This window comes from Achromobacter aegrifaciens (genome assembly GCF_902859735.1).
GTDB lineage: Bacteria > Pseudomonadota > Gammaproteobacteria > Burkholderiales > Burkholderiaceae_B > Achromobacter > Achromobacter aegrifaciens.
This window is the reverse complement of sequence record NZ_CADIJY010000010.1, coordinates 144117-157117: the sequence shown is the minus strand read 5'-3', so window position 1 is coordinate 157117 and position 13001 is coordinate 144117. Positions and strand designations below refer to the sequence as shown.

The following is a 13001-nucleotide window of genomic DNA, read 5'->3' as shown; positions in this document are numbered from 1 at the left end:
CGCAGGCGCGGCAACTGCCGCCGGCGCTGCGGCCGCATCGGCAGTCTGACGGGCCGGCGCGGCGGGCGCTTCGAGCGCGGTCTGCGGGCCGGCGTCGCCATTGAGCGCCAGCATGCGCAGGCAGGCCATGATGAAGCCCGCGTACTCGTCGGGCGCCAGGGTCAGTTCGCTGCGGCTGTGCACCGCCACGGAATAGAACAGCTGCACCGCGTCCGGGTGCAGAGCCAGCGCCAGCCGGGCAATGTCGCCGGCCAGCGGATCCTCGGCGGGGGTCACGCCGCGCACGCGCTGCTCGATGGCGACGCGCGACAGCAGCACGGCCAGGTCGGCCAAGGCGCCAGCATAGGACAGGCCGCGGATGGCCAGTTCATCCGCCACCGCCAGCACGCCCTTGGCGTCGCCAGCGGACAGCGCATCCAGCAGGCGCACCAGATGCCGCTGGTCGATGGTGCCGAGCATGCCGCGCACGGCGTCCTCGGTCAGGTTGCCAGCGCTATAGGCAATGGCCTGGTCGGTCAGCGACAGCGCGTCGCGCATGGAGCCCGCGGCCGCCTGCCCGATCAGCCGCAAGGCCGGCACGTCGAAGCCCACCGCTTCCTGGCCGAGCACGGCCTGCAGATGGCCGACGATGGAATCGGCCGGCATCTGCTTCAGGTTGAACTGCAGGCAGCGCGACAGCACCGTCACCGGAATCTTCTGCGGGTCGGTGGTCGCGAGGATGAATTTGACGTGCGGCGGCGGCTCTTCCAGTGTCTTGAGCATGGCGTTGAACGCATGCCCGGTCAGCATGTGGACTTCGTCGATCATGTAGACCTTGAAGCGCCCTGCGCCCGGCGCGTACACCGCCTGCTCCAGCAACTGCGTCATTTCCTCGACGCCGCGGTTCGAGGCCGCGTCCAGCTCGAGGTAGTCGACGAAACGCCCGGCATCGATCTCCGTGCAGGCGCGACAGACGCCGCAAGGCTTGGACGTGATGCCTGTTTCGCAGTTGAGGGACTTCGCCAGGATGCGCGAGAGCGTGGTCTTGCCGACGCCGCGGGTTCCCGTGAACAGCCAGGCGTGATGCAGGCGTTGGGTGTCGAGCGCATGCGTCAGCGCGCGCACCACGTGATCCTGTCCCACGAGGGTATCGAACGATCTCGGCCGCCACTTGCGGGCCAGTACCAGATAAGTCATGGGTGGATTGTAGAGCCTGTTTCGCAAGCTGGCCCGAAATGGCCGGTCCAGCTGCCGGGGTTCGGCGCTGAGCATGGCATCCATGCTCAGCGCGGCCTGAAACGCAAAGGGGACGGGCTTATTCCCGTGGAACGTATCCTTGGAAAATAACCCCGTCCCCCTTGAAAGCGGCGACATCATGGATAGTCATGACGCGCTGCTTTGAAGAATCCGGTTGGCGAGCCTTACTCCGGCACTGACCCTAAACGACTATGGCTGCTTCGTTCCCGACCTGACCAGGTTCACCGCCGAACCATGCGGAGGGGCCCGCCAGCCGAGATTCTAGCAGAGCTGCGCTTCGCTTGCTTGCTAGCCTCTCGGCTGGCGGGCCCCGGGGGGCTGAATGTGCGCCCCCTCCCCAGCCCTCCCCCCGAGGGGGAGGGGGTTGGGACGTCGCTTCGCTGGTCCTTTCGGCTCGCTTCGCTTTGCCTCTCTACACCCTCTCTACTCCTTTTGTCTCTGCGCTATTCCTTCAGGTCGATCCAGGCGCGTGCTCTTGGGAAGTAGAGGGCGGCGCGGGCGGTGCGGCCGTCGAGGGCGGTGACTTGGGCGCAGTAGCGCAGGAGTTGGTCGCCGTGGCGTTGGCGCATGCGAGCGGCGAAGGCGGTGGGGGTTTCGCCGGGGTGCGGGCGGCCGGTTTTGTAGTCGACGATGAGCCAGCCGTCTTCGGTGCTGAGGGCCAGGTCGATGACGGACACCTTGCCGGCGGCGTCGATCAGGGGCCATTCGCGGCGGGCGCCGGATTGGGACAAAAGCCACAGGCCACGTTCGTCGGCCAGGGTGGCTTGCAGGGTTTCGAGCACGGCCTCGGAGGCGGCGTCGGCCTGGCTGGCGGGGATGCCGGCGCGCGTGAGTTGGCGGCGCATGGCGGGCAAGCGTTCGGCCAGCGCGTCGGCGGACCAGGCCTGAACGCCGTCCTGGCCGATGCGCGCCAGCCAGGCATGCGACAAGGTGCCGATGGCAGCGTCGTAGCCGGCCTCCAGTTGCCAGGCGGGATGTTCGCCGCCATCGCCCCAGGCGCCGCGCGCTGCGGCGCCAAAGCCGGGGCTGACCGCCACGTCCGCCACGCGCGCCAATTGCGCCAGGCCCGCGCGGTCCACGCGCCGCAAGGGTTCGCCCTGCCACTCGGGACCGTCGGCTTCCTGCACCACCGTTTCGCCATCCAGCGACGGCGGTGTCGGTGTGGCCAGGCAGGGCCACAAGCGGCCCAGCAGGCTGGCGGAGGACGGCGTCTTGACCTGACCGCTGGCTTCGTCCACCGACACGTGGCCCACGAGGTGCAGGCGCTTGCGCGCCCGCGTCGCTGCCACATACAGCAGGCGATCGATTTCGTAGGATGCGCGGCGCGCCTCGCGCGCGCCCAGGTAGCGCGACAGGGGGTCGGCCTCGGTTTCGGCGCGCGGCTTTACCGGACCGAACAGCACGCGGCCGCCGCTCTGCTCAAAGCGCACGAGCGGCGCCTGATCGCCGCGCGGCGCGCGGTGCAGGCCGTACAGGATGACGGTTTCGAACTGCAGTCCCTTGGACTTGTGCATGGTCATGATTTCGACCGCGCCCGTGTCTTCGTCCGCCGCGTCCGGCGCGGCGAACAAGCGCGCGATGCCGGCGTCCAGGGCCGCGACGTCGATGGCGCCGTGCGGCGCCAGGCGCTCGACCAGCTGGAACAGGCTTTCCGCATCGTTGGCGACAGACAGGCCGGCGTACAACGCCGGGCCGCCCAGGCGGCGCCACAGCGACTCCACCCACGCCGCGAAAGGCATGGCGCCCGAGGCGTTGCGCTTGTCGAGCAGGATGCCCGCCACCTGACGCAAGCGCTCGAACTCGTCGGCGCCGAGCACGCTTTGCGCCGATGGCGTGTCCGGCGCTGCGGGCGCCGCGTCGAACAATGACCCCTGAGGCGCGCTGGTGGCGGATGAAGGTACGGTCTGCGGCGCGATGCGCAGGGCGCGCTCCAGCAGCACCGGCACCGGCGTGATGTGGTCGTCGCCGAATAAGCGCTGCAGGGATGTCAGCGTCAAGCCGCAGTACGGTGCGCGCAGCACCGACAGCCAGGCCAGACGGTCGCCTGCATGCGACAAGGCCCGCACCAGTTGCACCAGGTCTGCCACCACCGGCCGCAGCGCCAGCGGCACCAGGTCCACCGCGCGGCAGCGTATGCCTTCCTGCGCCAGGCGGCGGGTCAGGTTGCCCAGATGGCTGCGTGCCCGCACCAGCACGGCGACGGGATGCTTGGCCCCCTTGTGGTCGATCAGCGCCTGGCGTACCAGGTCCACCGCAATGTCTTCAGCCTGCGCTTCCGCGGGGGCCGCGCCCTCGCGCGACCAGGCCGGGTGAAAGCGCACAGCGGGTTCCGGCAGCGCTTCATGGAAAGCGGTGGACGGGCTGTAGGCGATGGCTCCCGCCGCCGCATCGCTGCGCCGGGGCAGCAACTGCGCAAACGACTGGTTGACCCATTCGACGATACCCGCCTGCGAGCGGAAGTTGTCGGTAAGGTTGAGGAAATCCGGCTGCAGTTCGCCTACGCCGATGTCGGCGACTTCCAGGAACAGGCCCACTTCCGCCTTGCGGAAACGGTAGATGGACTGCATCGGGTCGCCCACCAGGAACAGACTGCGGCCGTCGCCCTGCTGCCAGCCCGAGGTCAGCGTGCGCAGCAGGTCCAGCTGGGTCTGGCTGGTGTCCTGGAATTCGTCGATGAGCAGATGGCGGATCGAGGCGTCCAGCTTCAGCAGCAGTTCGCCCGGATCGTCGGCGCTGCCCAGCGCGGCCGCGGCGCGCTGCGAGATTTCGATGAAATCCACCTCGCCCGTGTCGGCGAAGCGCAGCCGCAACTGCGCCACCGCCAGCGCCAGCGTCATCAGCTGCGCGCCCAGCACCTCCCATTGCGCATCGGTGAAATGTGGCGCGGGCACGTCGCGCACCGCATGCAGGCGGCGCACCCAGACTGCGTCCGGGTCGGCGGCTTCCAGCCACGCCACGAACGGGTCCTTGTGCGCGCACTTGGCAGGAAAGCCCAGGTTCTTGTTGACGGTCTTGCGCAAGGTGCCGGTGCCCGTCAGCAGCAGATGCGCCACGGCTTGCCAGAGCTCCAGCGCTTCGGCGTCAGGCGGCGGCTCTTCTGTCCAGTCCAGCAAGGCCAGCAGCTTGTTTTCGGCCTCTCCATCCTGCAGATTGGCGGCAGCCAGCCGCGCCGGGCCGCATAGCGCTTCGGCCCAGCCATAGGGCATGGCCTCGCTGAGCGCGTCCAGGTCTTCGCCGATGGCCTCGGCCAGCATGGCTTCCATGCCCTCGCGGTCGGAGCCGTGGCGTAGCAGTGGCAGCCACTGGTCACGCTGACCCAGCATGTCGGCGATGGCCTCCTTGGCGGCCTGCACGTCCACGTCCAGATGCTTGAGGAGGATGCGCACGGCCTCGTAGTCGTCGGCAAGGTCCAGGGTGGCGCGCGCCGCCGCCTCGTAGTGGGTGCGCGCATCATCCGTGATCTCGGGCATGCCGCCCAGCTCCGACAACCAAGGCATGCTGCGCACCAGGCCCGCGCAGAAGGAGTCGATGGTGCGGATGGCCAGGCGCGCGGGATGGTCCAGCAGATGCCAGCCCTGCTCGTCGTTGCGCGCCAATGCGGCGCGCGCGAGTTCCCAGCTGCGGCGCTCGTGCATGGCTTCGGGCGGGGCATCCAGTCCGCGGCGCAGCTTGCTCAGCACGCGCGCGTGCATCTCCGACGCGGCCTTGCGCGTGAAGGTGATGGCGACGATTTCCTCCGGACGGTTCACAGTGGCCAGCAGCGCCAGGATGCGGTCCGTCAGCAGCTCGGTCTTGCCCGAGCCGGCGGGCGCCTGCACCAGAAACGAACGGGTCGGATCCAGCGCGTCGGCGCGCGCCATATGGTCATGCGGCAAGCGTTCTTGTTCAGCCATGGCTCATGCGTCCTCGTCGTCCAGATGCAAACGCAGGAACGGCAATGCATCGCAGTATTTCAGGTCGTCGCGGCGATACGCGACGTTGGCCGCGTAGCCCGCGGCGTACTCGTCGGCCAGCGCTTCGATGGCACTGCGCCAGCGCTGCCGGATCTCCGGCCAGGACAGCCCGTCGAAGTACTTGCTGTCGCTGGCCAGCGTAACGCCGGGCACGCCCAGGTCCTCGTCGGCCAGGCCTTGTGCGGCGACCTGCCGCGCATGGATCTGTGCCAGCACCAGGCCCGCCACTTCGCCGCCCGCGGCGTCCGCCAGCACCGAGGCATAGAACGGCAACTGCACGTTCACGGGGCGACTGCGCGACCAGTCGGGTTCGGGCTTGGCCGCCGCCACGCCGGTCTTGTAATCGACGATGACATTGCGGCCATCGCCGAGGGTATCGATGCGATCCAGCCGCAGCTTCAGGTTGAGCGCGCCGCGCTGCCATTGATGGTTCTTTTCCACCTGCGCCACCGCGAAGGGCAGGCGCTGCGCTTCCATATCCAGCCAGGACGCCAGCACGGCCTGGGCGCGCTGGCATTCCAGCGTGCGCAAGGCGGGCGCGTAGTCTTTCAGTTCCTCGTCCGCGGCTTGCGCCACCGCCTGCTCCAGCAAGGCAGGCAGGCGGCCCGTGGCCATGACTTCGTGTAGCGCGTCCTGGTCGGGCATCATGCCCCACACCAGTTCCAGCGCCTTGTGCAAAAACTGGCCGCGCACGTTGACCGTGGCCGCATCCGCATAGGGCGCCATTTCGCGGCCGCCCAGGCGATGCCGCACGAAGGCCCACAGCGGATTGCGCGCCTGCGTGTCCAGCACGTCCAGGCCGCCGCCGCCACGATTGCCGGCCGCCAGAGCGGGCCCTTGCGCGTCGTCCAGCGATTCCTGCGGCAAGGCCGGCAACGCTTGCGCCGCCGCGGGCGTCCAGTCCGTCAGCGCTGCCGCCGCGATCAGCGGCGACGGACGCAGCTCGCGTTCGCCGTCCATGTGCGCGTGGCTGACGATGATCTCGGGCGCGCAGCGACACAATGCCGCGTACATGCCTTCGGCCCATTCGCGTTCGCGCTCGGGCGTGGCGCGCGGCGCCTTGGCCTGGCGCAACACTGCCAGCGGCAACAGCGGATTGGGCTTGGGCGAGGCCGGCAACACGTCATCGGTCAGGCCCAACACCCAGACGCCGTCCCAATAGCCGCCCTCGGCTTCCAGCAAACCCAGCACGTCCAGGCGCGCCTGCGGATCGCGTTGCGGCTGGAACGAGGCGGAACGCGCCACGCTTTCCAGCAGGTTCACGGCGGCCACGCCGCCCAGGCGCCCGGCGGCCGGCGCCAGCGCCGAAAAACTGCCCAGCGCATCGCCCAAGGCGCCCATCACCTGATAGCCGACGCTGTCCAGCACGCCTTCGCCGGGAAAGCCCAGCGCCATCAGCGCGGCCTTCATGCGCAACATCCACACGTCGCAAGTGGCCTGGCGGCCGCCCTGCGTCCAGATTTCCATGGCCTGATTCCAGGCCTGCGCCAACGCTGGCAAGTCCGCCAGCAGCTTGCGCCAATCCTGCGGGCCGACATGCAGTTGCGCCTGGCGCCGCCAGCGCGCGTCGATCGAGGCCAGCCGCGCGCGGTCGCGCACGTCGCCCGCGCAATGCCCGCCCAACAGGGCCGCGCCCAGCACCTCCACGCCACAGCCCTTGCCCGGCGCGCATTCGGCCAGGGCGCGCAACCAAGCGAGCGCGGCGCGCGCCATCGGCCATTCGTTCAACGGCCGCCCCACCGCCACGTTGAAGGCGTACGCGGCTTCGCCGCCACGCCCGGCCAGGGCCTGGCTCAGCACCCGCCGCGCGAACGGCGATTCCGCCTCCAGTTGGGGCGAGACGATGGCGTAGCGGCCATGGGGATGCATTTTCAAGCGCTCGGCCGCCCAGGCCGCGGCAGCGCGCCATTCCGCACCTTGATCGGCGGCCTCGAACCTGCGCGCCGGCGTTTCAATGCGCTGCGCGTCGCGCCACTGCGCAACGGCCGCGCCCTGCTCTTCAAACGCCTGCAGCAGCCGGCGAAAGCGCGGCGACATGTCCGTGAATCCGGCCAGCACAAGTTGGCGCGGCACGGGCAGGCGTCCGTCCTCCAGCGCCCGCAGTACGCGCGCATAGCCCTGGTTGGCATCCTCGGCATCGATGCCGGCCAGCGCCTGGCGGTAGCGAACCCGCCATTTCGCGAAGCCGCGGTATTCGTCGGTATCCGCGCCCGAAGGCACGTGCAGTTGCCATTCGTCCATCAGCAGGTCTGCATCCATCGACAAGCGCGCGGCCTGGCTCGCATCCAACAGCACGCGCTCGGCTTCTTCAGCGCGTATCGCCTCGGTCCACACCAGTTGCGTGGCGAAACTGTCCAGCCGATAGGCAGGCACATCGCCATCCGTCTCGAACGCGAGTTCATTGGCGGCATCGGCCAGCCAGGCGGACAGCGGCAATATGCGCGGCAACTCGCTGACCTGGCGCTCCTGGCGCAGCAGGCCCGCCAGCTCCAGCGTAAGCCGGCGCGACAGGCGGTTGTTCACCGTCAGCACCAGCGTGTCGGCGGCAGGCATGCCGCCGATGTCCGGCAGCGATAGATCGGGATAGGAGGGCGATGAGTCCTGCATGGGCATCCGTTGCGCCCGCCCGCAGGCGGCGCGCGATGAGGGGAGAAATACCGCCGTAGGATACCGCGAGGCCGAGCGGAAAAAGCGCCTAGAAGCCGCAGAGCGCGGCCAGGTTTTCCCAGTGGATCTGCATTTCCGGCGTGGTGTAGCCCCAGAAAGCCAGGCCCAGGACGGCAACCAGGGCCAGCGCGCCAATCGCGCGCCAGCCGCGATGGCGGCGGGCGGCTGGCGCGGAACGATTGGCCGGGTTCATGAACGTCTCAGGCCGCGGCCGGCTGGGCAACCGGCTGTTCGCGCACCGGCAGGCACAACAGCGCCGCGATGACGGCCAGGGCCACGCCCAGCCACCAGACGGCGTCGTAATTGCCGGTCTTGGCATAGGCATATCCGCCCAGCCATACGCCGATGAAACTGCCCAGCTGGTGCCCCAGGAAGACGATGCCCGACAGCGTGGCCGCATAGCGCAGGCCGTAGATCTGGCCGATCAGGCCTTGCGTGAGCGGCACGGTCCCCAGCCAGAACAAACCCATCCACGCGGCGAAGGCGTACAGCACCCATGGCGACAACGGCATCCAGAGCAACAGCAGAATGCCGAAGGCGCGCATGCCGTACACCACGGCGAGGAGCCGTTTCTTGCTGTACTTGCCGCCCAGCTTGCCGGCATAGAACGAGCCCAGCACGTTGAACAGGCCGATCAGCGCAATGGCGGTCGCGCCCTGCCCCGCGCTCAGGCCGCCGTCCGTGACATAGGCGGGCAAGTGCAGCGTGATGAAGGCGGTGTGGAAGCCGCAGACGAAGTAGCTCCAGAACAGGAAATGGAACGAGGGGTGGCGTACCGCCTGCTTGACCGCCGAGGCCAGCGATTGCTGCGGCCCGGTGTGGGCCTGCGGACGTCCGCGCAGGAAGTACGCCAGGGGCGCGCCGCAAGCGACGAACAGCGACAGCACCCACAATGCGCCCGTCCAGTCCAGGCCGCTGATCAGCACCTGTCCCGTGGGCACCACGGCAAACTGACCGAGCGAGCCGCCAGCGCTGGCGATGCCCATCGCCGTGCTGCGGTAGGCGGGAGGAACCGCGCGGGCCACCACGGGCAGGATCACCGGAAAGGTCGTGCCGGCCTGGCCCAATCCGACCAGCACGCCGGCCGTCAGATAGAGCGTGGCTTCATCCGTGGCGAAGCGCGTGCCTATCATGCCCAGCATGTACAGCAGCGCGCCCAGCGCGATGGTGCGGCCCGAACCGTAGCGGTCGGCCATGATGCCCATGAAGATACAGGCCACGCCCCACACCAGGTTCTGCAAAGCGAAGGCCATGGAGAACACTTCGCGTCCCCAGCCTTGCGCCAGCCCCATCGGCTGCATGAAGAGCCCGAAGGTGGCGCGCACCCCCATCGCGAGCAGCACCACCAGCGTACCCACGATCAGGGTACGGATGAAATTCGTATCGGTTTGGTTAGACATGAAACCCGTTTTTCGTTGTTTTGTTCGTCGCCCCCTCCACGGGACGGTCCGGCGCGCAGCGCGGGACCCGGTCATCATATACAAATAGCCTCCGCGCTCCGGCAATAGCCACGTTGGGCGTCGGGTCCAGCGAGCCGGGTTGCAGGGCAACGGATTTGGGGCTTGCGCCGCCTGCTGATAGACTTGCGTCCTGCGCCGAAACCCGTGCCCCCAGTGATAAACTCAGGGCCGACAGAATCGTAGCGATATCAAGGCCTTAGCAAGCAAGCGCGATCACTCGACCGACGCTGCCGCCTGATCAGCAATAGTCTCGCCGTAGTTAAATGGATATAACCGGCCCCTCCTAAGGGTCAATTGGTGGTTCGATTCCACCCGGCGAGGCCATCTCTGGCGTCGGTTCCGACGCCCCCCTTCCCTGCATCCCCCTACGCGCCCGAAGCCCTGCGCTTTTGTGAGCGCGGTTTGCCTGCTCCGGCATGGACAAAAACCTCGCGCGTTCAGCCGGATGAGGGTTAATCCGGGCTACGCTCACGCGCGGCCTGCCGTTAGCTTCTCGCACTTGTCTTGTGACGAATTGAAGCTGCGTCAATACGTCACTATTATTTTTTTGGACGATGATAGCGAATCGCCTTGCGCGCAACTTGAAATTGCTGTTTAAATTCGACGCGTAAGCCTCTAATTCATCTGGACTTTTTCTGGCCCGACGAAACGCCGGCTTAAGAAACATTTACTGACAGACTGACAAGCCAGCTCAAACCATGGCATTTCCCTGGAAACGTGCGATTGCGAACGCGATAGCGCCTGTGGCGCTGGCGGTGTGCGCGCTCCTGCCCCCCGCCGCCCAAGCCGCGAAGAATACGGATCCTTGCAAGACCAACGCCAAGTCGTCGGCCTGCAAGGCGCAACAAGCAAAGAAGGCTCCGGCCCCCAAAGCCAGCTCCGGCAAGAGCGCCTCCGGCAAACAAGCCGCCTCCTCCGCCAAGAAAGCTCCCCCCAAATCCTCATCTGGCAAGAAAGCCGCCGCCCCCAAAGGCGGCAAGCAGGTCGCAGCCAAGGGCACGCCGCCCAAGAAGGGCGCGGCCGCCGGCAAGAACGGCAAGCCAAACAAGCCGTCGCGCGCGCAACGGGCCGCCGCTGCCGCCGCAGTCGGTTCGGCCGCCATGCCGCCGCCCGCCTCCTCGGTGCGCGCCGAAGCCGCCGCCCTGCGTTCCAGCACCGCCTACGTGCAGGATCTGGAAACGTCCACGGTCATCTTCGCCAAGAACGAAAACGTAGTGCGCCCCATCGCTTCGATCTCGAAGCTGATGACGGCCGTCGTCGTGGTCGACGCCAACCTGCCCATGGACGAAATGCTGGAGATCACCGACGAAGACGTCGACGGCCTCAAGCACACCACCTCCCGTCTGCGCGTGGGCACCAAGCTGTCGCGCGGCGACATGCTGCACCTGGCTCTGATGTCGTCCGAGAACCGCGCCGCCAACGCGCTGGGCCGCCACTATCCGGGCGGCCTGCCGGCTTTCGTGGCCGCCATGAACGCCAAGGCGCAGGCGCTGGGCATGACCAGCACCCGCTTCATCGAACCCACCGGCCTGTCCAGCGACAACGTCTCGTCGCCGCACGATCTGGCCCGACTGCTGCGCGCGGCCTCCCAGCGCCCGCTGATCCACCGCTACTCCACCGATACCGAGTACGACGTCGAGGTCAACAACCGCACGCAGACCTTCCGCAACACCAACCTGCTGGTGCGCAAGCCCGACTGGGACATCAAGGTGTCCAAGACCGGCTACATCAACGAAGCCGGCGAATGCCTGGTCATGCTGGCCCGCATCAACGGCCGCGATCTGGCCATCGTGCTGCTGGATTCGCAAGGCAAACTCTCACGCATCGGCGATGCGGTGCGCATCCGCCGCATCGTGCAGAACGAAGTGGCGATGGCGTCGATCCAGTCTGGCGGCTGAACGCCTGCTGCGCTGCCTCCACATGAACAAAGGGCCCGAGAATTCGGGCCCTTTGCTTTTTGCCGTGGCGGCGGCGCCAGTGTTGACGGATTAGGCAGCCTTGCGTTTCGGGCGCAGAGGCTGGGCGTCGTACAGCGTGGGCGGCAAGCCTTCCAGCACGGCCTGCGGGTTGAGCGAACGGATCGGCACGGCCGCATCCAACGGAATGCGGCCCTCCGCCTGCAACAGTTGGTAGCGCAGGCAGCATACGCGCAGGAACGACGTGAAATTGGCGGCCTCGCCGCGATACTCGATCAGTTCGTCGTACAAACGTTCGATCAGCTGCGTCACGCGCATGCCGTCCCGGCCGGCGATTTCTTCCAATACCTGCCAGAACAACTGTTCCAGCCTCAGGCTGGTAGCCACGCCATGCAGCCGCAGCGAACGGGTTTCGGGCGCGTAGGACTGTTCGCTGGCGCGGATGAAGATTTCACACATGGGAGCTCCTGGAACTCGGGACTGGGCGCGAGGCCTGGGCCGGGAGGCCTACGGCTGACTGTACGCCGTTTGCCGCGGCCCGGGCAAGGGCGCGGCGGCCGGCCTCTTTCTGCAACCACACGTTTCCGGCATCGGCGGGCAGCCCGCTCGGTTGATATAAATCATGGTCGGGAAAGCGTCCACGTTCGAGCATAAGGAATCTTGATCAGACTTCGGAGGCAGTGATGGATAAAACCATGAAAGCAGCGGTTGCACGAGCATTCGGCAAGCCCCTGGCAATCGAAGAAGTCGCGGTGCCGCGCCCGGGTCCGGGCGAATTGCTGGTAAAGATTGAAGCCTGCGGGGTCTGCCACACCGACCTGCACGCGGTCGAAGGCGACTGGCCCGTCAAGCCCAACCCGCCCTTCATTCCCGGTCACGAGGGCGTCGGCCATGTGGTCGCGGTGGGCGCGGGCGTGACCCATGTGAAGGAAGGCGACCGCGTCGGCATACCCTGGCTGTATTCCGCCTGCGGGCATTGCGAGCATTGCCTGGGCGGCTGGGAAACGCTGTGCGAAACACAGAAGAACGCCGGTTACTCCGTGAACGGCGGCTTCGCCGAATACGCGCTGGCTGACGCCAACTACGTGGGCCTGCTGCCCAAGAACGTCGGTTTCGTCGAGGTCGCGCCCGTGCTGTGCGCCGGCGTGACCGTCTACAAGGGCCTGAAGATGACGGACACCCGTCCGGGCAACTGGGTAGTGATCTCGGGCATTGGCGGATTGGGCCACATGGCGGTGCAGTACGCCAAGGCCATGGGCCTGAACGTGGCCGCGGTGGACATCGACGACGCCAAGCTGGACTTCGCCCGCCGCCTGGGCGCCGAGGTCACGGTCAACGCCAAGACTACCGACCCGGCCGCCTACCTCAAGCGCGAGATCGGCGGCGCGCACGGCGCGCTGATCACGGCGGTATCGCCCAAGGCCTTCGAGCAGGCGCTGGGCATGGTGCGCCGCGGCGGGACCGTGGCGCTCAACGGCCTGCCGCCGGGCGACTTCCCGCTGTCGATCTTCGACATGGTGCTCAACGGCGTCACCGTGCGCGGCTCCATCGTGGGTTCGCGCCTGGACCTGCAGGAATCGCTGCAGTTCGCCGAAGAGGGGAAGGTGCACGCCACTGTCGCCACCGAAAGCCTGGAGAACATCAACGACGTGTTCGACCGCATGCGGCGCGGCCAGATCGAAGGCCGCATCGTGCTCGATTTCGCCTGATTTCCAAGCCGTAAAGGAAAAGCGCCAGGGCCGCATGTTTGCGGCCCTGGCGCTTTGTGG

Annotated in this window: 8 protein-coding genes, 1 tRNA gene and 1 other RNA gene; 3 read left to right on the top strand and 7 right to left on the bottom strand. The window is 67.4% G+C overall.

The features are described from left to right. The 6 genes from dnaX to HV766_RS23435 form a co-directional block, all read right to left on the bottom strand. Positions 1–1176, bottom strand: a 1176-nt coding sequence (gene dnaX, locus HV766_RS23460) for a DNA polymerase III subunit gamma/tau (RefSeq protein ID WP_175181935.1), incomplete at its 3' end; no start/stop codon positions are given. A 213-nt stretch (positions 1177–1389) separates the two neighbouring features. Further along, positions 1390–1487, bottom strand: an RNA gene (ffs, locus tag HV766_RS23455) — signal recognition particle sRNA small type. A gap of 192 nt (positions 1488–1679) precedes the next feature. Then, complete coding sequence (locus HV766_RS23450) at positions 1680–5129, bottom strand: UvrD-helicase domain-containing protein (protein WP_175181934.1); 3450 nt, start codon at positions 5127–5129, stop codon at positions 1680–1682. 3 nt (positions 5130–5132) lie between these two features. Continuing rightward, positions 5133–7796, bottom strand: a complete 2664-nt coding sequence (locus tag HV766_RS23445; protein ID WP_119450668.1) for a PD-(D/E)XK nuclease family protein — start codon at positions 7794–7796, stop codon at positions 5133–5135. A gap of 88 nt (positions 7797–7884) precedes the next feature. After that, positions 7885–8049 carry a hypothetical protein gene (locus HV766_RS23440; protein WP_166738338.1) on the bottom strand — a complete coding sequence of 55 codons (165 nt, stop codon included), beginning with the start codon at positions 8047–8049 and terminating at the stop codon, positions 7885–7887. A 7-nt stretch (positions 8050–8056) separates the two neighbouring features. Next, the gene (locus HV766_RS23435) at positions 8057–9256 is read right to left on the bottom strand and encodes an MFS transporter (RefSeq protein WP_119450599.1); all 1200 of its coding nucleotides are present in this window, start codon (positions 9254–9256) and stop codon (positions 8057–8059) included. A 309-nt stretch (positions 9257–9565) separates the two neighbouring features. Here HV766_RS23435 and HV766_RS23430 point away from each other — a divergent pair. Both HV766_RS23430 and pbpG read left to right on the top strand, forming a co-directional pair. Beyond that, a tRNA-Arg gene (locus HV766_RS23430) sits at positions 9566–9640 on the top strand. Positions 9641–10014: 374 nt separating this feature from the next. Further along, a complete protein-coding gene (pbpG, locus tag HV766_RS23425; RefSeq protein ID WP_225588909.1) occupies positions 10015–11214 on the top strand; it encodes a D-alanyl-D-alanine endopeptidase in 1200 nt (399 codons plus the stop codon). Positions 11215–11304: 90 nt separating this feature from the next. Here pbpG and HV766_RS23420 read toward each other — a convergent pair whose 3' ends face one another. After that, positions 11305–11691 carry a ribbon-helix-helix domain-containing protein gene (locus HV766_RS23420; RefSeq protein ID WP_054451398.1) on the bottom strand — a complete coding sequence of 129 codons (387 nt, stop codon included), beginning with the start codon at positions 11689–11691 and terminating at the stop codon, positions 11305–11307. 224 nt (positions 11692–11915) lie between these two features. On the opposite strand from HV766_RS23420, the gene adhP reads away from it, so the two are divergent. Further along, on the top strand, positions 11916–12941 hold the full coding sequence (adhP, locus tag HV766_RS23415; RefSeq protein ID WP_054451403.1) for an alcohol dehydrogenase AdhP: 1026 nt from the start codon (positions 11916–11918) through the stop codon (positions 12939–12941). Positions 12942–13001 lie beyond the last annotated feature (60 nt).

What these genes read in the sequence shown, in the direction of transcription:
- pbpG (WP_225588909.1), top strand. Translation starts at nt 10,015, where the DNA reads ATGGCATTTCCCTGGAAACGTGCGATTGCGAACGCGATAGCGCCTGTG.
- HV766_RS23440 (WP_166738338.1), bottom strand. Translation starts at nt 8,049, where the DNA reads ATGAACCCGGCCAATCGTTCCGCGCCAGCCGCCCGCCGCCATCGCGGC.
- adhP (WP_054451403.1), top strand. Translation starts at nt 11,916, where the DNA reads ATGGATAAAACCATGAAAGCAGCGGTTGCACGAGCATTCGGCAAGCCC.
- HV766_RS23420 (WP_054451398.1), bottom strand. Translation starts at nt 11,691, where the DNA reads ATGTGTGAAATCTTCATCCGCGCCAGCGAACAGTCCTACGCGCCCGAA.
- HV766_RS23445 (WP_119450668.1), bottom strand. Translation starts at nt 7,796, where the DNA reads ATGCAGGACTCATCGCCCTCCTATCCCGATCTATCGCTGCCGGACATC.
- HV766_RS23450 (WP_175181934.1), bottom strand. Translation starts at nt 5,129, where the DNA reads ATGGCTGAACAAGAACGCTTGCCGCATGACCATATGGCGCGCGCCGAC.
- HV766_RS23435 (WP_119450599.1), bottom strand. Translation starts at nt 9,256, where the DNA reads ATGTCTAACCAAACCGATACGAATTTCATCCGTACCCTGATCGTGGGT.